This window comes from Mycobacterium sp. MFM001 (assembly GCF_003402475.1).
Taxonomy (GTDB): domain Bacteria; phylum Actinomycetota; class Actinomycetes; order Mycobacteriales; family Mycobacteriaceae; genus Mycobacterium.
Genome location: NZ_BFAB01000007.1, coordinates 308,495 through 334,777 on the forward strand (window position 1 = coordinate 308,495; position 26,283 = coordinate 334,777).

Consider the following 26,283-nt stretch of genomic DNA (forward strand, 5'->3'; position numbering starts at 1 on the left):
GGCACACACTCTGCATGAGCCGCAGGCGCTACCGAACCACCCAAATGGGTGCTTGACCGGGTGAATTGTGCCCGTCGCAGAGCGAGCCTAGGCCTGCGCCAATCGCCTATTCGTCACTCGCAACTGGCGGGCTGTGCTGACCGCGAGCGCCTCGATCTGTTCGGGCTGCAGCCGCCCGCACAGTCGGTCCCAGTGGATCGCGACGTCGTCACCGACCGCCACATCGGGCACCGCGCTGTACCCGTCGACCCAGACATCGAGTGCACGCGGCGACGGCTCGGAAAGCTCCAGCCCGTGACCGTCCCAGACCAGCCGACGGCACGACACCTCGACAGTTTCGCTGTCACGGGAAAGCACAGTGCCCCAAGTGATTCGGCAGTTATCCAGGACGCTGAGCGGGTGCTCGTCGAGGCTTCCCCCTTTTAGGCCCAGCAACCGTGACCACGGGTAGATGCCGAACACGTGGAAGCTGTGATTCGCGGCGGCCTCACGTGCCAGATCCGGCCCAAGATATGACCAGTAACGACCCGCCTGCGGACCGATGACGGCGAGCAACTCGTCGAGGAATGCCTTCGGGTCCACCTCGGCGCCGACACCGCCGCCGTGCCAATACGATTCGACCAGCCGGTAATCCAGCGGGTCGGCGATACCGGTCATCGCCGACAGCACCTGCAGATACGGCCAGGCGCCGGAAAACTTCGTCGCCGCTGTGCGCACCTCTTCTGCCGACCCCTCCCGCAGCGTTGCACCCAGCGGCGGGCCGCAAAAGCCGAGGGCATTGGGCGCATACGCGTAGCGGGCGAACATCTCCGCGCCCCGCGTGTCGACCGATACGGTCACGTCCGGGAACCCACCAGCTTGACCGCGTCGCGGTGCATGCGGCCGAAGTTGTAGTAGGCCGCGCACGCGCCCTCGGGGGACACCATGCAGGTCCCGATCGGGGTCTCCGGAGTGCATGCGGTGCCGAAAACCTTGCACTCCCAAGGCTTGAGCACACCTTTGAGCACCTCACCGCACTGGCAGGCCTTGGGGTCGGCGACCCGCACGCCGGGCATGTCGTAGCGCAGCTCGGCGTCGAACTCGGCGAAGTCGTCGTGCAACCGCAGCGCGCTCTGCGAGATGAAGCCCAGTCCGCGCCATTCGAAGTGCGGGCGCAGCGCGAACACTTTGCCCATCAGCGCCAGCGCTGCCGGGTTGCCGTTTTCGGGCACCACCCGCTTGTACTGGTTTTCCACCTCGCAGCGACCCTCGCGGAGCTGGGTCAGCAGCATCGCGACCGAAGCCAGGATGTCCAGCGGCTCGAATCCCGAGACCACCAAGGGCTTTCCGTAGACTTCGGGCACGAATCGGTACGGCCGGTTCCCGACGACGGTTGACACGTGACCGGGTCCGATGAACCCGGAGAGCCGCAAATCAGGTGATTCCAGGATGGCCTTGATCGGCGGAATGATCGTGACGTGATTGCAGAACACGGAAAAGTTGCGCAGGCCCAAATCGCGTGCCCGCACCAGCGTCACTGCCGTCGACGGTGCGGTGGTCTCGAAACCGATCGCGAAGAACACCACGTGTTTGTCCGGATTGTCGACCGCGATCTTGAGCGCGTCCAGCGGCGAGTAGACGAACCGCACGTCGGCGCCGCGCGCCTTGGCGTCCAGCAGACTGCCGTTGGAGCCGGGGACTCGCATCATGTCACCGAAGCAGGTGAAGATCACGTCGGGTTGTTCGGCCAGCCACATCGCGTCGTCGATGCGGCCCATCGGGATCACACAGACGGGGCAGCCCGGGCCGTGTACCAGTTCCACATTCTCCGGCAACATGTGTTCGATGCCGTGCCGGTAGATGGTGTGGGTGTGGCCGCCGCAGACTTCCATGAACTTGAAGTGCTCACCGGCGTCACCGGCCAGGTGCTCGATCGCCACCAGCAGTCTGCGGGCCGCCGCCGGATCGCGGAATTCGTCGACGAATTTCATGGTCACTCCTACACGATCGCGGACTTGTCGAAGGCTTCCATTTCGGTGGCGTAGGCGTCACCCATCATTTGGACCGCGGCCAGCGTGAGCAGCGCTTCGGTCTCGTCGATCTTGGCCATCGCGAACCCGACGTGGATCAGCACCCAGTCGTCGGGTTCGGGCATGTCTTTTTCCAGCAGCCGCACGCTGATCGTGCGCTGCACGCCACTGACGTCGACCTTGGCCAAATAGTTGGCCGGGTCGGTGATTTCGACAACCCTCCCGGGAATTCCAAGACACATATTCGGCTCCTTTCTCGTGGCGACCAGCTGCGCCCGGCTTCGCCGCGCTTGCGATCGCCACGTCAACAGATCCGCGGCAACGGGTCACCGACGAGCATGTCGACAATCCGGGTACCCCCAAATCCGGTGCGCACCACGACGGTTTCTGATGGTTCGGCGATGATTTCCCCGACCTCGGCCGCCTCGGCGCCCAGCGGATGGGACCGCAACGCGGCCAGCCCGGCGTCGGCTTCCTCCGGCGCGACGACGGCGACGAACTTGCCTTCGTTGGCGACGTAGAGCGGGTCGATGCCCAGCAATTCGCATGCGCCGCTAACCATCGGGTGCACGGGCAGCTTCTCTTCCTCGAGCAGCACCCCGAGACCGCATGCCTGGGCCAGTTCGTTGCAGACGGTGCCCACCCCGCCGCGGGTCGCGTCGCGCAGCCAGCGGGTGGACGGTGCGGCGGCCAACAGCAGTTCCACCAGCGGGCTCACTGCGGCGGTGTCCGAGCAGATGTCGGCCTCGATCGCCAAATCGCCGCGCGCCAGCATCACTGCCATCCCGTGATCGCCCATCGAACCGGACAGCAGCACCACGTCGCCCGCGCGGACCGACTGTGCCGAGAGCCTCCGTCCGGCGGGAATGACGCCGGCGCCGGTGGTGGTGATGAACAGGCCGTCGGCCGCGCCGTTGGGCACCACTTTGGTGTCACCGGTGACAATCTGCACCCCGCACGCCGCCGCGGCCGCCGCCATGTCCGCGGTGATCTCCTTCAGCTCGGCAATCGGCAGGCCTTCTTCGAGCACGAATGCCGCCGAAATCCATTGCGGCACAGCACCGGTCACAGCGAGGTCATTGACGGTGCCGTGCACCGCGAGTTCACCGATGGAGCCTCCAGGAAAACGCCTGGGCTGCACCACAAACGAATCGGTAGACAACACAATCCGCTCGCCGCTGGGCAATTCGATCACCGCGCCGTCACCCAGCGACGCCAGCAGCGGATTGGCGAACGCCTCCATGAACACCGCGTCCACCAGAGCCGCCGAGGCTTTGCCGCCCGCTCCGTGCGCCAGCGTCACGTGGTCGTCGAGCAACCGAGGCCGGCGTTTGCGGAACGACTCGATCCGTTCGATCACGTCGTTCTCGGCGAATTTCGGGCCCGACGCCAGGTATTCGCTTGCTGATTTAGGCATTAGGCAACCACTTCCATCTGTTGGTGCACCGCCAGCCACAATTCGTAGCCCAGTAGCGCTTGGGCTTCCTGGATGCGGTGCACGCTTTGCGAACGAACGACGAAACAGGCATCGACATCCTTGCTTTTGGCGAACGCGCCGCCGTCGTACCCGGCGAAACCGATGGTGTACATGTCGCGATGACGCGCTTCTTTAAGCCCCGCCATCAGATTCGGTGAGCTGCCGCTGGTCGACATCGCGATCGCGATGTCGCCCGGCTTCGCTCGTGCGATCAACTGCCGGGCGAACACCAGCTCGTATCCGACGTCGTTGCCCAGCGCCGTCAGGATCGCCTGATCGGCGGTCAGCGACCAGGACGGCAGCGGCTTCCCGATCGGCGGCCGGGCGAACAATTTCGCGAGCGTGGTGGAATCAGTGCAGCTGCCGCCATTGCCGAAGGTGAATAACCGCCCCCCGGCCGCGAACCGGCGCGCCATCTCGCCGGCGGCGGTGGCCAATAGTTCCGCATTGGATTCCACGGTGGAGCGGCGCAGCGCCAAGCTTTCGGTTGCTTTTGCCTGCGCCGAGGCGGTGAGATCGGCCAGCAGCGACGTGGCGTCGTCTTCCTGCGCGTCGATGAACGGGTACAGGAAGTTGGTCGGTTCGTCAGTCATCGGCGCCGCTCCTCCTCATCGCTTCGCTCTGCATCGTCGCCGGCGCGAGTCATCGGACGTCCTCCTCGCTGGCCCGGCTGATCGCCGTCCCCGCATGTACGAGCACGAGATCGCCCGGCGCGACAGGCTCGACCAGCGTGGTCGCGACGGTCTCGACCCCCTGGGCGGTGCGCACCTCCGCTGTGCCGTCCGCCGACGCCGCGCTGACCTCACCGAGGCGGCCCTCGTCGCTGCACGTGGTGCAGACCTCCTCTGCAGCAGCAGGTTTCAGCAGCCCCGGATGCTCGAAGCAAACATGGGTCAGTTCCCACAACAGGTGGTAGAACAGCACGAAGCCCCCCGTCGCGGGCACCCTGGGGTCCGGATCGTCAAGCCAGAGCACGTGATCCGCCATTCCGGCCGGCGGCCGCTCCCCGCTGCCGATCCACACCGTGGTGGCACCCCAGGCCGGGCATCGACGCATCACCGACCGGACCTCGCGATTATCGGCGCCGCCGACGCCGACCACGATGTCGCCGGGACGGACCGACACCCTGACCAGGTCCACCACGTCGGGTCCGGTCAACGCGACAGCCGGCAATGCCCGCTTGCCCACGATCACCGGATGGATGAACTCCACCGCGATGTGTAAGGCGTGCGGCTCCCACCCAGGTGCTATAGACCACATGGTGGCACCGGTCGCGAATCGCCTGGCCAGAGTGAGCGCGGTAGCAGCCAGATCGGCGGTCAGCTCGGCGCCGAGTCCGCGGTCAACCGCGGTGGTAGTCATGAGGACACCTCCTGTAGGAGTGAATTGTGTTGCGAGTCAAGCGCTGTCAGTATGGAGACTGCCGCCTGACCGAGCGCTAGTCCACCGTCATTAGATGGCACGATATGATGAGTCAGGACTTCGAATCCTGCCTGTTGCAGCCGTTCTCGGCATGCGCCAAGCAGCAACACGTTCTGGAACACCCCACCGGTGAGGCCGACCACTCGGACGGGCCCGGCGACCAGAGCAACCGCCTCGCCGACGGCGACGGCGACTGCCTCATGGAAGCCCGCCGCCAGCGCCGACGGTTCGGCTCCCGCGCGCAGTTCCGACACCATTGCCCGCACCAGGCCACGCGGGTCGATCACACCGTCGTCGCGCACCTCCAGCCGCAACGGCGCAGCCTCGCCGGCGGTTTCGGCTAGCACCTCGAGTTCTATGGCGGCCTGGGCCTCGTAGTCGATGCGGTGACGGACCCCGAGCAGCGAGGCGATCGCGTCGAACAGCCGGCCCATGCTGGAACACCGCACACAGCCCACACCGGTGTCCAGCTGCGAGCGCACGGCGGACAGCTCGGCGGGCGTCGCGGCCGTCACCGGCGGCAAATCCCGGCTCCAGTCGATGCCGGCGGTCCGCAACTGCGACAACGCCATCCGCCACGGATTGCGCACTGCGGCATCCCCGCCCGGCAGCGGCACCGGCATCAGATAACCGGCCCGGGTGAACCGGTGGCTGTCGCGACCGACCGCCAGGATTTCTCCGCCCCAGATGGTGCCGTCGCAGCCATATCCGGTGCCGTCGAAGGAGACACCGATGATTGGTTCGCCGATGCGGCCATGCTCGACCAGCAGCGAGACGACGTGCGCGTGGTGGTGCTGGACGAGATCCAATGGCCGGCCACCGGCATGGCGCTCGGCCCAACTGCGGGTCTGATACCCCGGATGCAGATCGGCGCTCAATCGCACCGGCTGGTGCCGGATTTCGCTGAGCTGGTCCACCGCGCGTTCGAACGCCCGCAGCGTCTCCAGCGTGCCCATGTCACCGATGTGTCCAGACATGAACGCGCGCGAGCCGTCGGTGAGGCAGAACGTGTTCTTCAGTTCGCCGCCGACCGCCAGCACGGCCGGGCCTTCGCGGCCGAGATCGACCGGCAGCGGCGCGTAACCCCGGGAGCGCCGGATGGGCAGTTCCCGACCGTCGAGGACGCGTACCACCGAGTCGTCGCAGGGCACGTGGATCGGCCGATTGTGATCGAGCACCGCATCGCACAGCGGCGGAAGCCGTTGTGCGGCATCGTCGGCGGTGAAGCAGATCGGCTCGTCGGAGCGGTTGGCGCTGGTCAGCACCAGCGCATCGGGCACCGGTGTGTCGACGGCGGGGATGGGCGCGAGCAGCAGGTGATGGATGGGAGAGTACGGCAACATCAACCCCAGCAATGGATTACCCGGCGCGACGGCCTCGGCGACCGGCGCGTGGGGGCGCCGTCGCAGCAACACGACGGGACGCGCCGGGCCGGACATGATCGCGGCCTCGGCGTCATCGATCCACGCAAAGCGGCGTGCCACGTCGAGATCCCGCACCAGCATCGCAAATGGCTTGGCACCACGCATTTTTCGAGCCCGCAACACGCCCAACGCCGCCTCGTCGTCAACGGCGCAGGCCAGGTGGTAGCCGCCGATACCCTTGATCGCCACCACCGCCCCGTCGGCCAGCGCCTGCTGCGCGGCGGCCAGCGCGGCATCCGCTCCGTCGACGCGGCCGGCGTCGGAGCGGAAGCACAGCGACGGCCCGCAGTGCGGGCAGGCGATCGGCTGCGCGTGGAAGCGGCGATCCGCCGGATCGTGGTATTCCGCGGCGCAACGCTCGCACATCGCGAAACCGGCCATGGTCGTGCCCGGCCGGTCGTAGGGCAGCGCGCGGACGAGCGTGAACCGGGGCCCGCAGTTGGTACAGGTCACGAACGGGTGCCGGTAACGGCGGTCGGCCGGATCGAACAGCTCGCGCACACAGTCCTCGCAGACCGCGATGTCGGGCGGAATCGGCGTAGTGGCCCCGGGGACCGATTGACTCTCGACGATCCGGAAACCGGCGTCGCACGTGGTCTGGACGTCGACGACGGAGATTTCGGTGATTCGGGCCAGCGGCGGCGCCTCCGCCCGCAGCCGGCGGGCAAACTCGTCAATGCGCGCGGCCGGACCTTGCGCTTCGAGAAACACTGCGCCGGAATCGTTTCCGACAAACCCGGCCAGACCAAGCTCGCCGGCAATCCGGTGCACGAACGGACGAAAGCCCACCCCTTGGACCACGCCGGTCACGGTGAACCGCCGCCGAACATCTCCGGATGGCAGCAACACGTCGGTCATGTCGCCCCACCGCCGCCGCGGCCCATCATCTCGAGACCGGCCATCGCCTGCTCGGCACCGGCCCGGTCTGTCTTTTCGACGGCGAATCCCATGTGGATGATCACCCAGTCACCGGGAGCCAACGTTTCCTCCGGCAGCATGCCCACATTGACCTTGCGGGTCTCGCCGGCGACGTCGACTAGCGCGAGTTGCCCGTCATAGCCGTCGAGCATCTGGACGACTTGACCCGGAATACCCAGACACATCTGTCAAACCTCTCGCAGGCTCTGGTCCCCGTCACGCAGCATCCCCACTGCCGACTCGACTGCCGCCACCGCATCCGGAATGGCGGCCTGGACGATCTCGCTCAAACCCAGGCCGTCGGAGACGTCGGCGACCTCGCACCCCACCACGACAGTCCGCGGAGCGACGCCGCCGAGGGCCCGAAGGCTCGCGAACACCGCTGCCGGGTCCATGCCGTGCGCATCCAGTGCCGGGGTCAAGTCGTGCGCCCCATGGTCGGCTTCGAAGACGTGGACCGTACCGGGGGAGCCCCGGTTGGGCACCGCGTCGACGAGCACTAGGGCGTCCCAACCGTCAAGGAGGTCATAGGCCAAGTGCATGCCTCCGATTCCGTAGTCGGTGGCGCGTACCCCATCCGACCCGGCGACCCGATCACACACAAAACGCATCACCTCGGGACCAAAGCCGTCATCACCGAGGAAGATGTTGCCGATCCCGGCTATCAGGATGCGGGACGCCACCACGTCGACAATGGCTCCGCTACATGTGCCGGATCTTCAGATACCGTCTGGCATCCGGAACCGATCGCAGCCCCAAACCAACCGCGATCAAACCGATCACCGCCAGAATGGCTACGAACACCCAACCTAAGATCTCCATGTCGGATTCCTTTCTTCGTGGACTTCGAGCGGTTCGACTTCGTCGGGCGCGAAGTACAGATAGCGGCCGTACCAGTCATGCAACTCGGCAGCGGGGTCATCTTCGACCACGACACCGACATGCTGGTTGCCGTCGACGTCCTCGTGTACCGAGGTCACGCGAGCGGTCTTGCCGGAGAAGAACAGATCTTGCGCGTCGGCACGTCGGGCGGGGTGCAGCCGCACCCGGCTGCCGCGGGCCACTCGCACACCGTTCACCAGGACGGCATCACTGTCAGGCCGGACGGCGTTGTCGGCCAGGGGATCCCACCACTGCACACCGTCGGATATCTCGGGAATGAGATCCGGCCGGCCCGCTGCACTGCCGGTGTGTGGATCGCGCAACACTCCGTGCATGCGCTGCATCGCCTCCGGTGACATCGCGTCGCAGCGATCGATGATCTGCGCAGCCAGCGGATCGGTCGCGCGGGCCTGCGCTTTTTCCTCCTCGGTCATCGTCATCACTCGCAAGGTGAGGATCTCGTCGATCTCGGTGGCGTCGTAGAGCGCGCCTTCGCTCTGCTCGGCGATCTCGGGATGGTCGTAGAGGATGATTGGCGAGATCAGCAGCAAGTCATGCTCTCCGGGCGGGCCGGCCAGCACCGGAAAGCATCGGTGTTGTTGGCAGCGTCCGGCGGCGGCCGCGGCGGACTCCGGAGGATCCAGCAACGAAATGAATTTTCCGCCAACCGCTTCGGCGATGATGTGCGTGCCGATCAGCGATCCGGCGATGGCATCGTGTTTGTCGGCTGCCCGCGCGCCGCTGTTGTGCACGGACACCGTGACACGGTCCAGACCCTGCTCACTCTCGACGTCGACAGTCAGCGACGCGCGTATCTCTTGCCGGCTGCGCACCAGCCTGCCGCCCCCGACCACTTCGATGTCGGTTCCCGACGGCACCGTCACCGGCACCGTCCACCGCCGGGGCGGCTCGTCGAGTTCGAAAGGACCGAAAGACAACTCACGCTCGACGGCCTCGTCCCAGGAAAGCCAGCAGCCGGACGCAGCGGTGAGTTCGTCGACCGGCTGGTAGCGCCCGTCGCCAAGACCTTGCTGGGCGCTGCGGTGCTGAAGTTGCAAGAATCGCAGCACCAACCTGATGGCATCGGCGGACACCAGGAATTGCGCCGACAGGCTGTCATCCTCGCCGATTCCGGTATCAGCGGCGCCCGGCGGGCCAAGAACACCCCATTGCCACCGTGATTGGTTCCTGCTCGACGAGGCGCGGTACGGGTAGAGCAGATAGCCCTCGTAGAGCACCGCGTCGGCGACCGCGCGGGCCCGGTCCCAATGAGAGCTCATGGGACCTCCTGGCGAGCCATTGCGAGCAGCGCGGTAACGGCGTCCTCGATCGACAACAGGCCGTGCGCCGACTTGTACGCGGCCAGCGCGGCCGCCGTGTCGTGGCTGAGCCGCACCCACCCGCTGCTGGGGTAGTGCTGCCGGATGAGATCCCGCCACACTGCAACCGGCATGTCGTAACGGTCTTCGCACTCCCACGGCACCTGTTGAACTGACAACCCACGCGTGCCCGCCGTGAACACCGTTCCGCTGAACAGGAACAGCAGCGGCACCGCGCCGTCTCGTAAGGCGTGGAAGTACTTGGCTGCCGCGACCTCGAAGTCGTACGTGCACGGCAACGGAAGCGCTGCCTCGGTTGCGCCGGTGAACCCCGGGACCATCGCCGTGCAGTGCTGCCAGAGGAACGTGCGCTGGGTGGTCGCCCAGCGTTCCCGGAGCCCGAAAAGATCGGTGAGCCCGGCGGCCTCGTCGTCGGAATAGCTACGCCGCAGCGGCTCGATCCGCACCTGAGCGCGTAGTGCGATCGCGTGCACCGGTTCCTCCGCGGACATCGAAACCTCGACACGCGCAGTCAGCGAAGGGGTGACTGCGTACGGTTCTGGGGCGACGTCGACGACGGCGAACGCAAGATCTGCCGCGCTCATCGTCGTCGCTCCGTACTGCGCGCGGCCAGTGTCGCGAAGAATTCGTCGATGTACTCGCGAGCCTCCTGCCCACCGTCGAAGCCGCGCCACAACTTTCGCAGCCGGCCCACGAATTCGTAGCAGGCATCGATCGGGACCAGATGGCAGACGGGCTGGCCCTCGTCGGGGACACGCACCAGCAGAGCTTCGACGTCGTCGGCGAGCAGTCCCACCCGGGGTTCGGCGGTGCTGATCGCGCTCCACGCACCGAGGTCGAGTTCGGATTCGCATGCTCCCGCCGGTCCCGGATAGAACGCCACGGTGCGGTCCAGCGCCGAGTTGCGGAAGAAGAACGCCAGACCGACCGGAATCTGCAGCGCCTCCCAGGCACGACGATCCAGTGCGAAATCCGGGAAGGCCAGATACCGGTCGGGCACTGCGCGATAGCGCAGCTCGGCTTCGGAGTCGGTGAACAACAGATAGCAGCCGCGGCAGACGCACATCAGCTGGCGGCCAGCGACATTCACGACGTGCTGGTGCGCGTCCGCGATGGGCTCCGAGCACATCTCGCACCGCTGGGCTGCGGGGCCGGGCGCACGGCGGTTGCCGGTGATGCGGGCCAAGACATCGTAGGGGCTGGTCATGCCGACACACCCACAGACTCGGCGGGCACGGCGAGGGACAAGACTCCGTCGCGCACCAGGAGCGGGATGGGATCCAGGTGTGTGCTCGTGTCATCCAGCCCGGCGCCAGCGTGGACGACGTCGAAACGGGCGTGACAGCGGGCGCACCGCAACAGTGCATCCTGCAGTTCCGCGCCCGCCAGCGAACCGTCACAACCCGGGCAGTGGTCGCGATAGGCGTAGCACCGGTCGCCTACTCGACACGCCAGCACCGGCATATCGGCGACCATGAAGCCGCCGACTTCGCCGGGGACGAGGTCCGCGAAGCCGGGCACCGGATGCCAGTGCGGCGCACTGCCGTTGGAATGAACTTTGGTGAGCAAGGATTCGGCTGGGATCACCGCCGCCTCGGCGTCGGCGGTGACGACTTCGATCGACGAAATCTCGGGCGCGGCAGCGCGAATCGCATCCTCGACAGCCAACTCCAACGTCACCGCCGACGACGGGCAGCTCTTGCAGCTGCCGGAGAACTGAAGGCGCACAGTATCATCGACGACGTCGAGCAGGTGCACGTCCCCGCCGTGGGACCCCAAATAGGGACGCACCCGGTCCAGCGCATCGGAGATACGGCGGTGCACGTCATGCGGATGCAGCCCGTGCACCAACAGCAGACTGGCCACCAAGTCGTCGCCGGCCAGCCGTTCGACCACTGCCGCATCGCCGACCAGATCCACGATCCGCGACAAGGTCGCACCGTAGAGTCCGACTACCTCGCGGACGAGTTGTTCGGCGCGCTCACGGGCGGCCACCCCGCCCGTCGAGGTCGCGTCCAGCAGCGTCTGGATCCGATCGCCCGCCGTGCGCCATTGCGCGTCCCCCTGTGATTGTTCCGGGCGATCTGCCATGCATCACTCCGTCGCTTGGGTCGGCGAGTGCAGCCGCTCCAGCGTCTTGCCCTTGCCCAGGTACATGTGGACCCCGCAGGGCAGACACGGGTCGAAGCTGCGCACCGTGCGCATGATGTCGATGCCTTTGAAGTGCTCGCGATCGTTCTCCTCGAAGATCGGCTGGCCCTGCACCGCGTCCTCGTACGGGCCCGGCGTGCCAAAGCTGTCGCGCGGGTTGGCATTCCACGGCGTCGGCGGGTACGGGTGATAGTTGGCGATCTTGCCGTCGCGAATCACCATGTGGTGGCTCAAGACTCCGCGCACCGCCTCGGTGAAGCCGCAACCAATGCCTTCGTCGGGCACCTCGAACTTCTCCCAGGTCTTGGTGCGTCCGGCTCGGATCTCGGCGAGCGCCTTCTCCGCGAAGTGCAGCGCGCATGCCGCCGCGTAGGCCTGGAAGTAGGTCCGCGCCCGGTCCCGTTCGATCGTGTTCGACCCGTGCTGCGGGATCTTCCATTCCAGTTCGACCGGACCCTTGAGCACGGTCTTGGGCAGGTTGATCTGCACACTGTGCCCGGTGGATTTGACGTAGCCGATATCGACCAGTCCGGCCAGCGCGGTCGCCCACAATCGGGCCAGCGGGCCGCCGCCGGTGTCCAGCGCGAGATGGTCTTTGCCGTCGAACCAGCGCGGCGACATCACCCAGCTGTAGTTGCCGCCGTCCATGTCCCGCTTCTGCGGGCGGGGGTTGGTGTGCTGGTTCCACGGGTGGCGCCGATCCACCGTGTTACCCAGCGGGTCGGTCTTGACGAACATCTCCTGATCGGCCCAGTCGTCGTAATACGAACTGCCCAAAAGGATCCGGATGCCCAGGTTGATGTCGACCAACGATGTGGTGACGAGCTTGCCGTCGATGACCACACCGGGTGTGACGAACATCTTGCGGCCCCAGGACTCCATGTCCTTGTAGGAGAAGTTGCAGTGCTCGGGATCCTGGAAGGAGCCCCAGCAGCCCAGCAGGGTGCGCCGCAGGCCCACCTTCTCGTAGCCGGGTATCGCCTCGTAGAAGAAGTCGAACAGGTCGTCGTGCATGGGCACGACCTTCTTCATGAACTCGACGTAGCGCATCAGCCGGGTCATGTAGTCGGTCATCAGCTGAACGGTCGCGACCGTGCCGACCCCGCCGGGGTACAACGTCGACGGGTGCACGTGGCGGCCTTCCATAAGGCAGAACATTTCCCGCGTGTAGCGGCTGACCTGCAGCGCCTCGCGGTAGAACTCGCCCGAGAAGGGGTTGAGGGAGCGCATGATGTCGGCGATGGTTTTGTAGCCGTGCATATCGGCGTGCGGAGCCGCGGTGTTCTCGGCTTTGGAGAGCACACCGGGGTTGGTCTCGGAGACCATCTTCTCGCAGAAGTCCACGCCGACCAGATTCTCCTGGAAGATGTTGTGGTCGAACATGTATTCCGCAGCCTCGCCGAGGTTGACGATCCACTCGCCGAGATGTGGCGGCTTGACGCCGTAGGCCATGTTCTGCGTGTAACACGAACAGGTGGCGTGGTTGTCGCCGCAGATGCCGCAGATGCGGCTGGTGATGAAGTGCGCGTCGCGGGGATCCTTGCCCTTCATGAACAATGAGTAGCCGCGGAAGATCGACGACGTGCTATGGCATTCCACCACTTCTTTGTTGTCGAAGTCGATCTTGGTGTAGATGCCGAGACTGCCCACGATCCGGGTGATCGGGTCCCATGCCATTTCCACCAGCTGGCCGGCTTCGCGCTTGGCCTGGGACGGCTCGGGGATGATCGTTGTCATCGGAATTCACTTTCTCAATCGCTGAATAACGGGCTTACCAGGTGCGGCGGGCGCCCGTGGTGAGTTCGGTGCCCTTGTGCCGCCAGCGCGGCTCCTTGTCGACGGTGCGCCCGGTGATGCCGCGCAGGTTGCGGATCAGCGAGCCGTACAGCCCCGACGCGGTCGTCGAAACCTTGCCGCCCGGCGGCTCGTCCATGAACGGCATGAACTTGTCCGGGAATCCGGGCATGGTGCACCCGATGCAGATACCGCCCACGTTCGGGCAACCGCCGATGCCGTTGATCCAACCGCGTTTGGGCACGTTGCATTTGACGACTGGGCCCCAACACCCAAGCTTCACAATGCATTTGGGTGATCCATACTCGGTGGCGAAGTCACCCTGCTCGTAGTAGCCGGCTCGGTCGCAACCTTCATGCACGGTGTGGCCGAACAGCCACTGCGGCCGCAGCGCGTCGTCGAGCGGGATCATCGGCGCCTGCCCGGTGGCCATGTACAGCAGGTAGGTCAATGTTTCGGACAGGTTGTCCGGGTGGATCGGGCAGCCGGGCACGCAGACGATCGGGATTCCGGCTTTACTCTTCCAATCCCAGCCGAGATAGTCCGGCACGCCCATCGCTCCGGTGGGGTTGCCGGCCATCGCGTGAATGCCGCCGTAGGTGGCGCAGGTCCCCACCGCGACAACCGCCGTGGCCTTGGGCGTGAGCCGGTCCAGCCATTCGCTGGTCGTCATCGGCTGGCCGGTCTCCGGGTTGTTGCCGAACCCGCACCAATACCCTTCGCTTTTGATCGCCTCGTTGGGTATGGATCCCTCGACCACCAAGACGAATGGTTCAAGCTCGCCACGGTCGGCTTTGAAGAACCACTCGAGGAAATCGTCGGCCCCGCCGTTGGGCCCACATTCGAAATCGATCAGTGGCCAGTGCACGGCGATCCTGGGCAAGCCGGGGAGTGCGCCCAGCGCGATCTCCTCGACGCTGGGCTGGGTGGCGGCAGTCAGCGCCACCGAATCACCGTCGCAACTCAGACCCGCGTTGATCCACAGCACGTGGATCAAAGTTTCTTCTGCCTTGACTGCTGCTTCCGTTGGCATACCGCAGCTTTCCGGGGCCGGACTGAGGTCCCTAACACCGCCGGAGTCGTCCGTCGGCCCGCTTACGCGGCGCTAATTCCTGGGTCTACTCCGGGAAAGTTGCCTTGTCAACGATGTTGTGGTGGGAATCGAAAACCTTTCGCGGAGTTGTCCTATTCGCCGTATTTCGCCGCGGCGCAGCGTATTCTGAACGCACATCACCAGCGGCGGGGCGCTAACTTTCGCGCGTCAAATTAATCGGGCCGGTTTCGTCGTCCTGCAAATTGATTGCATCTGAAAAGCCAATCGGGTCATGTGCTTTCCTGGTTGGGGTCACGCACGCCTGGGTACGCCACCGGTGATCCTCAGCGCAGCGCGCGCTGCGGGTCACAAGGAGGACCCATGGAAGACAACACATCTGGCGGCCAGGTACCGGAGGAACCACAATCCGAGCGAGGCGAGATGGGGTCGCGAGACACCGGATCCGATCAGCCGGGTGGCGGGCCTACCGGCCGGCCGGAAGGCGCAGTTCAGGGTGACGAAGCGGTCCCGTCGCACGGCGGCTCCGACGAAAGCCAAATCGGAGGCACCGGAAATCTCACGCCGCAGGCGACCGGGCCGGCAGTCCCGCCTTACGAGGGACGCCAGGCGGAAGCCAAGCCGACCGGGGAGAGCGATGCCGAAGGAGGCGTCAAACCCGTCGAGTCATGAAGAGGCTCCGCCGCGGAGAAGACGCCGGGCGCGAAGCCGCTCGGCGCGGATCAACTCATGTTGCAGCGCCCGCCACGAATCGCCGCAACCAGCCGAACCACGCCGACATGCCGGCCCCCGTGCGGGCGCTGACCGGCAAAACCGTCGCGGTCGGGTTGACGTCGCGGACACGGGCGATGTACGTGTCGACATCGACATCCAGATACGGGACCAGATCGATCTTGTTGAGCAGCACCAGATCCACGGCCCGGAACATCACTGGATACTTCAGGGGCTTGTCGTCGCCTTCGGTCACCGAGTAGACCATGGCCTTGGCATGCTCGCCGACGTCGAACTCCGCCGGGCATACCAGGTTGCCGACGTTCTCGATGATGACCAGATCCAGCGCGGCCAGGTCCAGACCCTGCAGCGCCCGGTTGACCATCGGCGCGTCCAGGTGGCATTCACCGCCGAATCCGTTGCCGGTGTTCAGCAGCGATATCTGAGCGCCGCGGCCACCGAGCTTGGCCGCGTCGAGGTCGGTGGCGATGTCGCCTTCGATCACCCCGACCGCGAGGTCGCCGGCCAGTTCGTCGAGGGTGGCTTCCAGGATCGTCGTCTTCCCTGAGCCGGGTGAGCTCATCAGGTTGAGAGCCCGAATCCCGTTGCGCTCGAACGCCTCTCGGTTATAGCCGGCGCGGATGTCGTTTTCGGCGAAGATCGACTCCAGCACGTCGATGCGCTCGGTGCCGGTGTCGTAGCCGCTGTGGTCCCCGTGGTCGTGCTCGTGGGTGTGCGGCAGGTCGTCGTGGTCGTGGGTGTGCACGGTTCCGTCGTCGTGGCGATGAAACCTACCCATGGTGAGCACCTTTCATGAAACGTCCAGTGAGGTCACCAGGAATTCGTCACCGTGCAGCACATCGACGTCAGCGCTCTCGCAGAGCGGGCACAACAAACACCACTGCGAGGCAATCGTCGAGCACCGGCCGCATGACCGGCAGTGCACCTCTGCGGTGACGAGCTCGAACTCCAGCTCGGCGTCGGGCATGTCCTCATAATCGCGGACAAGGCTCCAGCAGAACGACAGCGATTCGGGAACCACTTGGCGCAGGGCCCCGATCCGCACGCGGACGATGTCGACGTGGCGGCCGTCCGCATACGGTTTGACCACCCCGGCGATGGCCTGACACAGCGACAGCTCATGCACGGTGACTCACCGCCATTCCCACAGAGCCCCTGATCGCCGGCAGGCCCATGAACACCGTTCTACACCTGGCAGCCCGCCGTCGGAGGGCAACTGTCCGCAACGCTTTACCACGGGATCTGGCGGAGCGGCAGGGTTATCCTGAACCCGGCGGGGCGCAGCATGAAGCGTGATGAGTTGTTCGCCTCGATCGAGGCGGCGCGCCCCGGTCGCGATGACATCGTGTATCTCGCGCGGCGTGGCGACGAATACGAGTGGCGGATGGTGCCCGTGGACGGCGTGATCGCCGATCTTCGGCCCGCGGTTGAGCCCGATGTGTGGATGTCGCTCTCCGCGGAGTGGCCCGTCGACGACCCGCAACAGTTGCAAGCGTTCTTCGACGATCTGCTCGCCGAGCTGGAGTCGATGGCCGTCCATACCGATCGATGCCGCTGGCCGATCGACGACCCGTGGCCGCACACCCACTGATCGGGGCCACCATGGACTACCGGATTACTCCCGACGACCGCGCTCGGTTCAAACGCTGCCGGCGACAGTGGGATTTCGCGTCGCCGCACCGCCGCGGACTTGAGCCCATCGGCGCCGTCGATGCCGCCTTGCCGGCCGCGCTCAACGACGCGCTTGCCGTCTACTACTACCCGGGCACCTGGGACTGGCCACATGAATTGAAGCAATCGCTGGTGCACAAGGCCGCCAAACGCGCACTCGACGACGCCTGCGCAACCGACCAGCTGCCGACCGTGACGGCGCTGCTCGACACCTACGACGCCTGGGCGCGCACCGTCGACGACTTCGCGCCCATCAAGATCGGCCATGACGTTCAAGGCCTGGTGCCCGATCCGCGCGATCCGGACCGCGGGTTGGTGACCGCGGACGGATTGCCGGTGATCTACACCTGCCGGATCGATCTGCTGGCGGTCGACGCCGCCGACGAGTACTGGGTAGTGCGCCACCAGATAGTTGAGGAATGGCAGGAGCTGGACGCGTTGATTCGGGACGAGGCGGCGGTCGCAGGCTGTTGGGCCTGGGAACGCGAATACCTGGGAATGGAGATCGTGGGCACGATCCATAACGAGGTGCGCATCCACGGCCCGCTCGACCCGGCTGGTTCCGATCGCGCCACGAACGGGGTGTCGACACGGGTTCGTCAAAGCGAGCCCAGCGGCGGCGGTCGGGCGATCCCGCAGCACAGGCGGCACTCGGCGCGGGCGAAACGAGCCGACGAGCCAAACCGCGTCCGGCAGTGCACCGCGGCCCTGCTGCGGCGGACCCACATCCGCCGCAGTCGTGCCGAGATCGGAGCGGTCGGCACGTTGATCGGTGCCGAGGCCGTCGACATGACCAGTGACCCGGCGATCTACCCGACGTTCGCCCCCCACTGCCAGTCGTGCGAATTCAGCGGTCCGTGCCTGGCACAAACCGAGGGAGCCGACCCCGAACCCCTGCTGGCCCAACGGTTTCGCCGGCACCCGGCCGACGATCCGCGCAGGCCCCGGCTGGGCCAGTCGACGTGGGGCTTCGGCAGGGGAGCCGCACCACCCACGTGGTGAATACGCACCGATTGTGACCAATGTCAACGGCCGAATGTGACCGGCGCCATTGCCGGTCGCAGCTCTGACCACCCACCCTGACCCGATCGACATCTTTGTTCAGGGGAGAACCGGTGGCCATGGAGCCAAGTCATGTGGCGTTTGCCTACGACCTGACCCTCGATGAGGCACGTCGGCGTGCCGCCGTCCTCGAGGCGATCGGGGACGACTGGGACCCGGTCGAGGTGCTTGCCGAAGAGGAACGCGCCTACGCGATGCTGTACTCCGGCCTCGACGACGAACAGCAGCGTCTCTACGACGAGCTGGTGGTCGCCGGAGTGCTTCCGGATCGGAGGACCGGGCATGTTCCCGATTGATCCCACCGCCGATCGGAGTCGCCGCGCCTGGTTCGGCTGCCCGCAGTGCAAGCACGGCGCGGGTTGCACCGAGTGCCAGAGCACCCGCAACTGCCGTGACCACTGGCAGTACCTGTTGAGCAACCAGGCGTGGCTGCTGCATCTGCAATGCCCTGACTGCGGCCATCTGTGGTCGATCGACAGTCGGTCGTCGACCCGCGCCGCCTAACCCGGCATCAACCGCGGAAGGTGATCAGCGGGATCGCCATCTCAGCCGCGGTGGCGGCGCCGTGGAAGCCCACCAGCCGCGCCACTTCCGGTGGCTCATGATCGGTGGCCAGCACCGCGGTGTCGTCGGTGCACGTGACGACGACGTCGCCGATCCGCCGCAGGTGCTCGGGGCGCACCGGTCCGAACAACCCGGCCGCCACCGCGTGGTCGCGGCTGTACACCTCGGCGCGGCCGGCCAGCAGTTCGCTCCACGCGGCGACCACGTCGGGCGTCGCGCCCTCGACGGTATGTAGGTAGCGCACCCGCGGGTCCCCGGCCACCGCACGCACACCTGCGGCCAGCCGCCGGTCGGCATCGAGGTCGACGCGCGCGGCCGACGGCACGTTCAGCCCGCCGTGGTCGGCGGTGACCAGCAGCGCCGCGTCGGGCGGCAGCGCCTCGACCAGCCGCGTCAGCAGCGCGTCGACATCGGCCGCCGCAGCGTGCCACTCGGGCGAGCCGATACCGCACAGATGCGCGGCGGTGTCGAGTTGCGCGGTGTAGCCGTACACCAGGCCCGGTCCCGCGGCCAGGACATCGGCTAGGCGCCCGGCGTAATCGTCGTTCGGGACCGTCGCGTGGAACTTCGCGCCCCGGTAGGCCGCCTCGGTGAGGCCGCTGCCGATGAAGTGGGCCGGCAGCACGGCCCGCGCACTCAGGCCGGCCCGACGCAGCCGCTCGAACCAGGTCGGGACCGGCTGCCATGCCGCGGGTGGAGGATCGTCGCGCCAGAAGATGTGGTTCAGCACCCGGTCGGAGTCGGGCAGCTTAACGGTGAAGCCCAGGATGCCGTGCTCGCCGGGTGGCACCCCGGTGCCCAGAGACACCAGGCTGGTCGGCGTCGTCGACGGGAATGTGCAGGCCAGCTCGTCGAGCCGGCCGGTTTCCCCGGCCAGCATCGACGCAAGAAGCGGAGCGTCCGCGGCCAACTCCGGCAGCAGGTGCCAGCCCATCCCGTCGACCAGCACCACCGCGACGCGACGCACCTCGCCGACCCGCTCGGTCAGACCCAACGCGTCGACCGCATCCGGTGCCCCGAGCAGGGCAGCGGCGGCAGGCAGCACGTCGCAGATGGAACCGACCATGACGGTCAGTCTGGCAGCCGCGCCGCGCGTCCTGCGCGATACTGGATGGGTGACCAGGCCATCGGCGTTGGACCCGGCCGTCACCGAGCGGATCGGCGAGCTGCTGCGCGCGCACGGGCTGCGGCGAATGGCGTCGCGGATCGCGGTGCTGGCGGTGCTCGAGCCGGTCCACGGCCATCTCTCGGTGGCCGAGATCGACCAGCGGCTGCGGGACTGCCTGCCCGCCGGCGAGCCGCCACCGGACCTGGCGACGATCTATCGCACGGTGACCACCCTTGTCGACCAGGGTGTGCTGCATGCGCTGACTCTCGAAAGCGGCGTCACCACTTACGGTTTGGCCACCGACCCGCACCATCACGCGGTGTGCACGCGCTGCGGCGCGATCATCGAAGTGCCGGCGCAGCAGCTGACCTCAGCGCTGGAGCATGCGATGGCGGGCAGTTCGTTCACGCTGTCGGAGCGGGCCGGCCTGACCCTGCACGGCCTGTGCCCGCAATGCCAGGCCGACTCAGCGCAACCCGAGTAGCGCGTTCTCCACGACCTCCGCCAGCGCCGGGTGAATCCAGTACTGGCCGCGGGCCATCTTGTGGGCAGGCAGCCCGAAGCTCATTGCCTGAATCAGCGGCTGAATGATCGACGACGCCTGGTAGCCCATGATGTGTGCGCCCAGCAGCCGGCCGGTACCGCATTCGGCGACGAGCTTGACAATGCCGGTGGTGTCCTCCATCGCCCAGCCGTACGCCACGTCGCCATAGTCCTGGATCTTCACCGACACGTCGAAACCCTTTGCAACAGCCTGGTTTTCGGTCAGACCCACGCTGGCGATCTGCGGGTCGGTGAACACCGCGGACGGAACGTAGCGGTGGTCGGTGGCCACCATCGCCTCGGTGTCGTCCCAGTCGCAGAGCAGATTGTGTTGCACGACGCGGGCCTCGTGGTTGGCGACGTGCTTGAGCTCGTACGGCGACGACACGTCGCCCAGCGCGAAAACACCACGCGCCGAGGTCCGTTGGTATTCGTCGACCACCACCCGGCTGCCCGCGATCTCGATGCCGGCCTGCTCGGCGTCCAGCAGATCACCGTTGGGTTTGCGACCGGTGGCCACCAGCACGGCGTCGGCGCTCAGCGTCGAGCCGTCGTCGAGCTCCAGCACGATCTGCGAGCCCTGGTGATGCGCTCCGACGACGTTGCGCTGCGTGCGCAACTCCCATTTGGTCGACGCGATGCGGGTAAACCGTTCGCACAGCGTGTCATCGAGGTGCCGCAGCAGCGTGCCGCCCCGGATCACCAGCGTGATCCGGACACCCAGTGCGGAGAAGATATGCGCGAATTCGGCTGCCACAAAACCGCCGCCGATGATCACCAGATGCTCAGGCAACTCGGCGATCCGCATGATCGTGTCGCTGGTGTGGTGCTCGACGCCGCACTCGAGCACGGCCGGCGGTGCGACGGGCCGCGATCCGGCCGCGATCACGACCTGGTCGGCGGTGAACTCGTCGCCGTCATCGGTGCGCAGCAGGTAGCGCCCGTCCGGCTGGACCGGCCCGAATCTCGTGTGCCGGCCATAGACGTCGACGTTGGGGGAGGACCGTCGGTAGTCTTCGCCGCTGATCCCGATCGGGTCGATGCGCCCGAAGATGCGCGAGACGATGTCGTCCCAGCGCACCCGGTCGATGTGCGCGTCGACGCCGTAACGGGCGGCGTCGCGGACGGTTTGGGCGACCTCGGCGGCGTAGACGAACATCTTGGTGGGGATGCATCCCACGTTGAGGCAGGTGCCGCCGAAGGTGCCCTGCTCGCAGATCGCGACGCGCTTGCCGGCGTAGCGCTCGTCGAGAATGCTGTTGCCCGAACCGGTTCCGATGATCGCGAGGTCGTAGGTTTCCATCCTTCATCCATTCTCAAGACTGGGCGGGTTGAGTGGCGCCGACATAGTCGTCCAGCCAGAGGTCCAGCTGACGGTACGCGGCCTGCCGCGGCTCCGGCATGGACAAAAACACGTCGTGCTTGGCGTCTTTGATCGGGACGACGGTGCTGCGGTTACCGATGCAGCCGGCCCACCGGGAGATCTGGGTGACGTCGAGAACCGCGTCGCCGCATTGCAGCTCGACCGAATCGGCGTCCTCGGCCACGCTGTGATCCGAACGCAGAATCAGGTTGGGCACACCCACGTCGAGCCCGCGGTGCAGCCGCGCCTGTCCGCGCCGCACGGCGTGCAGCCAGCCGAACGTGATCGGGAAGCCGCCCAGCGGCTTCCAGGCCAGGTCGTAGTCGAACTCGCCGTGGTAGTCGCGGTGCAGGCTGGCCCCGTACCCACCCGGGCCGGGCGCCCGGGCCACCCGCCACTTGGCCACCCGCGCGATCGCGGCGATCAGCGCCGCGGTCAGCGGCCAGCGCACCACCGCCGGCCCGGGCAGATCCAGCAACGGGCTGTTGAGTACCAGGCCGCCGACGCCGGCCTGCTCGGTCGCGCCGCGCCGACGCAGCCGGTCCAGCCACAGCGACACGATCAGCCCGCCGGTGGAATGGCCGTACACCAGCACCCGGTTGGCGTGCTCACCGATGACCGTCAGCGCGTTTTCGAGCTCGGCGTCGTAGCGGGCCAGCTCGGTGGTGAAGTGCGGTGTTTGCCCGGCCCGCCGCGACCGCCCGCATTTCTGCAGGTCCAGCGCATAGAAGGCGAAACCGCGGTCGGCGAAGCGGTCGGCCAGCGCGGTGTGGAAGAAGTAGTCGGTGTAGCCGTGCACGGCCAGCACGGCATGGGACGCCGGCGCGGCGTCGCCGCGGCGCACCAGGGTCGCTACAAGCTCGCCCTCGCCGTCGGGATCCGGCCCCAGCTCGATGGTGTGCTGCCAGTAACCGGGCAGGACATCGCGCTGCCAGCCAGTCACGTTCGCCAGCTTAAAGCGTGCTCGATCGTGCCCGACCCGGCCGGGATAACCTGAGGACCAATGACCATGACCGCGAAGACCGACGTCGTGCTGGTGGGCGCGGGCATCATGAGCGCCACGCTGGGCGCGTTGCTGCGGCGGCTGGAACCGGACTGGTCCATCACGATCGTCGAGCGTCTCGATCACGCCGCCGCCGAAAGCAGCGCCGCATGGAACAACGCCGGTACCGGCCACTCCGGGCTGTGCGAGCTGTTCTACACACCCGAGCGGCCGGACGGCTCGATCGACGTCACCAAGGCGGTGCGGGTCAACGAGCAGTTCCAGGTCACCCGCCAGTTCTGGGCGTACGCGGTGGAGAACGGCATCCTGTCCGACGCGCGCGAGTTCCTCAACCCGATCCCGCACGTCAGCTTCGTAGAGGGCGCGCAACGGGTCGACTACCTACGGCGCCGCCGGGAGGCCCTGGCCGCCAACCCGCTGTTCGCCCACACCGAATTCGTCACCGGCGCCGACGAGTTCGCCCGCCGGCTGCCGTTGATGGCGGCGGGACGCGAGTTCACCGAGCCGGTGGCGCTCAACTGGGCCGCCGATGGCACCGACGTCGACTTCGGGGTGCTGGCCAGCCAGCTCATCGACTACGCCGTGCAGGGCGGCGCCACCGCGCTGTTTGGCCACGAGGTGCGCAACATCTCCTACGACGGCGGCTGGACGCTGACGATCCGCGACCGTCGCAGTGGCGAAAACCGCAACCTGAACACCAAATTCGTTTTCGTCGGTGCCGGCGGCGACGCGCTGCGGCTGTTGCAGCGAGCCGACATCACAGAGGTCAGGGGATTCGGCGGCTTCCCGATCGGCGGGCAATTCTTGCGGAGCCGGCAATTTGTCGACGCGCACCGGGCCAAGGTGTACGGCCTTCCCGCGCCCGGCGCGCCGGGGATCACCGCCCCGCATCTGGATGCGCGGATCGTCGACGGCACGTCGTGGTTGCTGTTCGGCCCGTTCGCCAGCTGGTCACCGAGGTTCCTCAAGCAGGGCCGGGTCACCGATCTGCCGCGCTCGGTGCGACCGGACAACCTTGTGTCGTTGCTGCGAGTGGGCGTGCGCGAGCGCCGACTGGTGAACTACCTGATCGGCCAGCTGCGCCTGTCGCAGTCCGACCGGATGGACGCGCTGCGCGAATTCGCACCCAGCGCAACGGATTCCGACTGGGAGTTGGTGACGGCCGGCCAACGCGTGCAGGTGATCCGGCGCGGCGGACTCGAATTCGACACCACGGTCCTGACTTCCGCCGACGGCAGCATCGCGGGCCTGCTCGGGGCGTCGCCCGGAGCGTCGACGGCGGTGTCGGCAATGCTGGAGGTGCTGGAGCGCTGCTTCGCCGACCGCTACCAGGCGTGGCTGCCGACCCTCAAGGACATGGTGCCGTCGCTGGGGGCTACGTTGTCGCGCGAGCCGGCGCTGTTCGAGGAGGTGTGGTCGTGGGGCAGCAGGGTGTTGGGCTTATGACGGTCTCGCTGCGCCGCGCGTGGGCCAAAGACCTTGACGCGCCGACCCTTTACGAATTGCTCAAACTGCGGGTGGAGGTGTTCGTCGTGGAGCAGGCCTGCCCGTATCCGGAACTGGACGGCCGCGATCTGCTGGCGGAAACGCGGCATTTCTGGCTGGAAGCCCCCGACGGAGAAGTGATCTGCACGTTGCGGCTGATGGAAGAGCACGCCGGCGGCGAGAAGGCGTTCCGGCTCGGGCGGCTGTGCACCAAGCGCCGCGCGCGCGGCCAAGGCCACACCACTCGGCTGCTGCGCGCCGCGTTGGCGGAGGTCGGCGACTATCCGTGCCGCATCGACGCGCAGGCCTACCTGGCGGACATGTACGCCCAGCACGGCTTCGTCCGCGACGGCGACGATTTCGTCGAGGACGGCATCCCGCATGTGCCGATGCTCAAGCCAGGTAGCCCGCCTCCTCCTCAGGCCGTTCCACGGCCTGCATCGTCGGCGGGCGAGCCAGGTAGCGGCGCGGAGGCCCACCCGTGAAGCCGTACCCGTTCAGCGCGATCGTCGGTCACGAGCAGCTTCGGCTGGCGCTGATCCTGTGTGCGGTACGCCCGGAGATCGGCGGGGTGCTGATCCGCGGCGAGAAGGGCACCGCCAAGTCGACGGCGGTGCGCGGCCTGGCCGCGTTGCTGTCGGCCGCTTCCGAAGACGCTCAGCTGGTCGAGTTACCGATCGGCGCCACCGAAGACCGGGTCGTCGGCTCACTGGACCTCCAGCGGGTGCTGCGCGACGGCGAGCACGCGTTTTCCCCCGGCCTGCTGGCCCGTGCGCACGGCGGCGTCCTCTACGTCGACGAGGTCAACCTGCTGCACGATCATCTGGTCGACCTGCTGCTCGACGCGGCCGCGATGGGCCGGGTGCACATCGAACGCGACGGCATCTCGCATTCTCACGAGGCCCGCTTCGTGTTGATCGGCACGATGAACCCGGAGGAGGGCGAGCTGCGCCCCCAGCTGCTGGACCGCTTCGGCCTGACCGTCGACGTGCACGCATCCCGCGACGTCGACGTGCGGGTCCAGGTCATCCGGCAGCGGATGGCCTACGAGGCCGACCCGGAGGAATTCGCCGCGCGCTACGCCGACGCGGACGCCGAGCTGGCCCGCCGCATCGGTATGGCCCGCGCCCTGGTGGACGATATCGCTTTGCCGGACAACGAGTTACGCCGCATCGCCGCGCTGTGCGCGGCGTTCGACGTCGACGGGATGCGCGCCGATTTGGTGGTGGCGCGCACCGCGGTGGCGCACGCCGCCTGGCGCGGTGCCGACACCGTCGACGAGCAGGACATCCGGGTTGCCGCCGAGCTGGCCTTGCCGCACCGGCGCCGCCGCGACCCGTTCGACGAGCCGGGCATCGACCGCAACCAGCTCGACGAGGCGCTGCAACAGGCGGCTCCGGACGACCCAGAGCCTGACCCCGACCCGCCCGGCGGCGGCCAGAGTGGGCCAGACGCTGCGCCGCAACGGGATTCGGCACCTCGACCTCCCAAGCCCAGCGCGCCGCCGTCGGCAACCTTCCGTACCCGGGCGCTGACGGTCCCCGGTGTCGGCGAAGGCGCGCCGGGCCGCCGATCCCGCGCCCGCAACACCACCGGCGCCGTGGTGGCCTCCAGCGACACCGACGGCCACGGGCTGCACCTGTTCGCCAGCGTGCTGGCAGCCGCCGAACACACCACTGATGGCCGACTTCGGTTGCAGCCCAATGATATTCGTCGTGCTGTGCGCGAGGGCCGGGAAGGCAACCTGGTGATCTTCGTCGTCGACGCGTCCGGCTCGATGGCGGCACGGGACCGGATGGCGGCTGTCAGCGGCGCCACGCTCTCGCTGCTGCGCGACGCCTATCAGCGCCGCGACAAGGTTGCGGTGATCACCTTCCGCCACGACGGGGCACGACTATTGCTGCCACCGACGTCGTCGGCGCACATCGCCGGGCGCCGACTGTCCCGGTTCGATACCGGCGGCAAAACGCCTCTGGCGGAAGGCTTGCTGGCCGCCCGCGAACTGGTGCTCCGAGAGAAGGTGCGCGACCGGTCGCGCCGCCCGCTGGTGGTGGTGCTCACCGACGGCCGCGCCACCGCAGGGCCGGATCCGTTGGGGCGCAGCAGCTCCGCAGCGGCGTTGCTTGTCGCCGAAGGCGTCGCCTCGGTGGTGGTGGACTGCGAGACATCTTTCGTGCGGCTGGGTTTGGCCGAGCAGCTGGCCCGCCAACTCGGAGCGCCGGCGGTGCGGCTGGAGCAGCTGCGAGCCGACTATCTGACCCAGGCCGTGCGCGGGGCCGCCTGA

At 67.1% G+C, this 26,283-nt stretch carries 30 protein-coding genes; 9 read left to right on the forward strand and 21 right to left on the reverse strand.

Annotated elements, in window-relative coordinates; genetic code table 11:
- Window positions 1-87: 87 nt before the first annotated feature.
- The 16 genes from MFM001_RS14990 to MFM001_RS15060 form a co-directional block, all read right to left on the reverse strand.
- The gene (locus MFM001_RS14990; RefSeq protein WP_255422377.1) at window positions 88-840 is read right to left on the reverse strand and encodes a DUF6390 family protein; all 753 of its coding nucleotides are present in this window, start codon (window positions 838-840) and stop codon (window positions 88-90) included.
- The gene (gene hypD, locus MFM001_RS14995) at window positions 837-1,970 is read right to left on the reverse strand and encodes a hydrogenase formation protein HypD (RefSeq protein ID WP_116376120.1); all 1,134 of its coding nucleotides are present in this window, start codon (window positions 1,968-1,970) and stop codon (window positions 837-839) included. The genes MFM001_RS14990 and hypD overlap by 4 nt, the downstream gene beginning before the upstream one ends.
- Before the next feature lie 8 nt (window positions 1,971-1,978).
- Window positions 1,979-2,251, reverse strand: coding sequence for a HypC/HybG/HupF family hydrogenase formation chaperone (locus MFM001_RS15000; protein ID WP_116376039.1), 273 nt, complete (start codon window positions 2,249-2,251; stop codon window positions 1,979-1,981).
- A gap of 62 nt (window positions 2,252-2,313) precedes the next feature.
- Window positions 2,314-3,426 carry a hydrogenase expression/formation protein HypE gene (gene hypE, locus MFM001_RS15005; RefSeq protein WP_116376040.1) on the reverse strand — a complete coding sequence of 371 codons (1,113 nt, stop codon included), beginning with the start codon at window positions 3,424-3,426 and terminating at the stop codon, window positions 2,314-2,316.
- Window positions 3,426-4,079: an SIS domain-containing protein gene (locus MFM001_RS15010; RefSeq protein WP_116376041.1), complete on the reverse strand. Its 654-nt coding sequence runs from the start codon at window positions 4,077-4,079 to the stop codon at window positions 3,426-3,428. Before MFM001_RS15010 ends, hypE begins: the two co-directional genes overlap by 1 nt.
- Window positions 4,080-4,128: 49 nt before the next feature.
- Window positions 4,129-4,848 carry a HypC/HybG/HupF family hydrogenase formation chaperone gene (locus MFM001_RS15015; RefSeq protein ID WP_116376042.1) on the reverse strand — a complete coding sequence of 240 codons (720 nt, stop codon included), beginning with the start codon at window positions 4,846-4,848 and terminating at the stop codon, window positions 4,129-4,131.
- Window positions 4,845-7,190, reverse strand: a complete 2,346-nt coding sequence (gene hypF / locus MFM001_RS15020) for a carbamoyltransferase HypF (RefSeq protein WP_116376043.1) — start codon at window positions 7,188-7,190, stop codon at window positions 4,845-4,847. Before hypF ends, MFM001_RS15015 begins: the two co-directional genes overlap by 4 nt.
- Window positions 7,187-7,435: a HypC/HybG/HupF family hydrogenase formation chaperone gene (locus MFM001_RS15025; protein WP_116376044.1), complete on the reverse strand. Its 249-nt coding sequence runs from the start codon at window positions 7,433-7,435 to the stop codon at window positions 7,187-7,189. Before MFM001_RS15025 ends, hypF begins: the two co-directional genes overlap by 4 nt.
- Window positions 7,436-7,438: 3 nt before the next feature.
- Window positions 7,439-7,933, reverse strand: coding sequence for a hydrogenase maturation protease (locus tag MFM001_RS15030; protein WP_116376121.1), 495 nt, complete (start codon window positions 7,931-7,933; stop codon window positions 7,439-7,441).
- Between the two features lie 19 nt (window positions 7,934-7,952).
- The gene (locus MFM001_RS25215) at window positions 7,953-8,072 is read right to left on the reverse strand and encodes a hypothetical protein (protein WP_371685544.1); all 120 of its coding nucleotides are present in this window, start codon (window positions 8,070-8,072) and stop codon (window positions 7,953-7,955) included.
- Window positions 8,060-9,412: a hypothetical protein gene (locus MFM001_RS15035; protein WP_116376045.1), complete on the reverse strand. Its 1,353-nt coding sequence runs from the start codon at window positions 9,410-9,412 to the stop codon at window positions 8,060-8,062. Before MFM001_RS15035 ends, MFM001_RS25215 begins: the two co-directional genes overlap by 13 nt.
- Window positions 9,409-10,056, reverse strand: a complete 648-nt coding sequence (locus MFM001_RS15040; RefSeq protein WP_116376046.1) for a DUF6084 family protein — start codon at window positions 10,054-10,056, stop codon at window positions 9,409-9,411. Before MFM001_RS15040 ends, MFM001_RS15035 begins: the two co-directional genes overlap by 4 nt.
- Window positions 10,053-10,679 (reverse strand): DUF5947 family protein, encoded by a 627-nt coding sequence (locus MFM001_RS15045; protein WP_116376047.1) that lies wholly within the window; start codon window positions 10,677-10,679, stop codon window positions 10,053-10,055. Before MFM001_RS15045 ends, MFM001_RS15040 begins: the two co-directional genes overlap by 4 nt.
- On the reverse strand, window positions 10,676-11,563 hold the full coding sequence (locus MFM001_RS15050; protein ID WP_116376048.1) for a NifU family protein: 888 nt from the start codon (window positions 11,561-11,563) through the stop codon (window positions 10,676-10,678). Before MFM001_RS15050 ends, MFM001_RS15045 begins: the two co-directional genes overlap by 4 nt.
- 3 nt (window positions 11,564-11,566) lie before the next feature.
- Entirely contained in the window at window positions 11,567-13,360 is a 1,794-nt protein-coding gene (locus MFM001_RS15055) for a nickel-dependent hydrogenase large subunit (RefSeq protein WP_116376049.1), read from the reverse strand.
- Between the two features lie 34 nt (window positions 13,361-13,394).
- Window positions 13,395-14,450 carry a hydrogenase expression protein HypE gene (locus tag MFM001_RS15060; RefSeq protein WP_116376050.1) on the reverse strand — a complete coding sequence of 352 codons (1,056 nt, stop codon included), beginning with the start codon at window positions 14,448-14,450 and terminating at the stop codon, window positions 13,395-13,397.
- 381 nt (window positions 14,451-14,831) lie between these two features.
- On the opposite strand from MFM001_RS15060, the gene MFM001_RS15065 reads away from it, so the two are divergent.
- Window positions 14,832-15,140 (forward strand): hypothetical protein, encoded by a 309-nt coding sequence (locus MFM001_RS15065; RefSeq protein ID WP_116376051.1) that lies wholly within the window; start codon window positions 14,832-14,834, stop codon window positions 15,138-15,140.
- Window positions 15,141-15,195: 55 nt separating this feature from the next.
- Here the strand turns inward: MFM001_RS15065 and hypB are convergent, their stop codons facing one another.
- Both hypB and MFM001_RS15075 read right to left on the reverse strand, forming a co-directional pair.
- Complete coding sequence (gene hypB, locus MFM001_RS15070) at window positions 15,196-15,978, reverse strand: hydrogenase nickel incorporation protein HypB (protein ID WP_116376052.1); 783 nt, start codon at window positions 15,976-15,978, stop codon at window positions 15,196-15,198.
- A 12-nt stretch (window positions 15,979-15,990) separates the two neighbouring features.
- Window positions 15,991-16,326: a hydrogenase maturation nickel metallochaperone HypA gene (locus tag MFM001_RS15075; protein WP_116376053.1), complete on the reverse strand. Its 336-nt coding sequence runs from the start codon at window positions 16,324-16,326 to the stop codon at window positions 15,991-15,993.
- Window positions 16,327-16,485: 159 nt separating this feature from the next.
- On the opposite strand from MFM001_RS15075, the gene MFM001_RS15080 reads away from it, so the two are divergent.
- From MFM001_RS15080 to MFM001_RS15095, 4 genes are all read left to right on the forward strand, one after another.
- Entirely contained in the window at window positions 16,486-16,791 is a 306-nt protein-coding gene (locus MFM001_RS15080) for a hypothetical protein (RefSeq protein ID WP_116376054.1), read from the forward strand.
- Complete coding sequence (locus tag MFM001_RS15085; RefSeq protein ID WP_116376055.1) at window positions 16,773-17,873, forward strand: hypothetical protein; 1,101 nt, start codon at window positions 16,773-16,775, stop codon at window positions 17,871-17,873. Before MFM001_RS15080 ends, MFM001_RS15085 begins: the two co-directional genes overlap by 19 nt.
- A gap of 119 nt (window positions 17,874-17,992) precedes the next feature.
- Window positions 17,993-18,229 carry a DUF6400 family protein gene (locus tag MFM001_RS15090; RefSeq protein WP_116376056.1) on the forward strand — a complete coding sequence of 79 codons (237 nt, stop codon included), beginning with the start codon at window positions 17,993-17,995 and terminating at the stop codon, window positions 18,227-18,229.
- The gene (locus tag MFM001_RS15095; RefSeq protein ID WP_116376057.1) at window positions 18,216-18,437 is read left to right on the forward strand and encodes a hypothetical protein; all 222 of its coding nucleotides are present in this window, start codon (window positions 18,216-18,218) and stop codon (window positions 18,435-18,437) included. The genes MFM001_RS15090 and MFM001_RS15095 overlap by 14 nt, the downstream gene beginning before the upstream one ends.
- Before the next feature lie 7 nt (window positions 18,438-18,444).
- Here MFM001_RS15095 and MFM001_RS15100 read toward each other — a convergent pair whose 3' ends face one another.
- Window positions 18,445-19,563 carry an alkaline phosphatase family protein gene (locus tag MFM001_RS15100; RefSeq protein ID WP_116376058.1) on the reverse strand — a complete coding sequence of 373 codons (1,119 nt, stop codon included), beginning with the start codon at window positions 19,561-19,563 and terminating at the stop codon, window positions 18,445-18,447.
- Here MFM001_RS15100 and MFM001_RS15105 point away from each other — a divergent pair.
- Window positions 19,562-20,089, forward strand: coding sequence for a Fur family transcriptional regulator (locus MFM001_RS15105; RefSeq protein ID WP_116376059.1), 528 nt, complete (start codon window positions 19,562-19,564; stop codon window positions 20,087-20,089). The genes MFM001_RS15100 and MFM001_RS15105 overlap by 2 nt on opposite strands.
- On the opposite strand, the gene mtr is transcribed toward MFM001_RS15105, so the two are convergent.
- Together mtr and MFM001_RS15115 are read right to left on the reverse strand one after the other, a co-directional pair.
- The gene (gene mtr, locus MFM001_RS15110) at window positions 20,072-21,451 is read right to left on the reverse strand and encodes a mycothione reductase (RefSeq protein WP_116376060.1); all 1,380 of its coding nucleotides are present in this window, start codon (window positions 21,449-21,451) and stop codon (window positions 20,072-20,074) included. The genes MFM001_RS15105 and mtr overlap by 18 nt on opposite strands.
- Before the next feature lie 13 nt (window positions 21,452-21,464).
- The gene (locus MFM001_RS15115; RefSeq protein WP_116376061.1) at window positions 21,465-22,454 is read right to left on the reverse strand and encodes an alpha/beta hydrolase; all 990 of its coding nucleotides are present in this window, start codon (window positions 22,452-22,454) and stop codon (window positions 21,465-21,467) included.
- A 60-nt stretch (window positions 22,455-22,514) separates the two neighbouring features.
- Between MFM001_RS15115 and mqo the strand changes: the two genes are divergently transcribed.
- Genes mqo through MFM001_RS15130 form a run of 3 tightly spaced genes read left to right on the forward strand, consistent with a single transcriptional unit; the run spans window position 22,515 to window position 26,283 of the window.
- Window positions 22,515-23,960, forward strand: a complete 1,446-nt coding sequence (gene mqo / locus MFM001_RS15120; protein WP_116376062.1) for a malate dehydrogenase (quinone) — start codon at window positions 22,515-22,517, stop codon at window positions 23,958-23,960.
- Window positions 23,957-24,484 carry a GNAT family N-acetyltransferase gene (locus MFM001_RS15125; protein WP_116376063.1) on the forward strand — a complete coding sequence of 176 codons (528 nt, stop codon included), beginning with the start codon at window positions 23,957-23,959 and terminating at the stop codon, window positions 24,482-24,484. The genes mqo and MFM001_RS15125 overlap by 4 nt, the downstream gene beginning before the upstream one ends.
- Complete coding sequence (locus MFM001_RS15130; RefSeq protein ID WP_116376064.1) at window positions 24,481-26,283, forward strand: magnesium chelatase subunit D family protein; 1,803 nt, start codon at window positions 24,481-24,483, stop codon at window positions 26,281-26,283. Before MFM001_RS15125 ends, MFM001_RS15130 begins: the two co-directional genes overlap by 4 nt.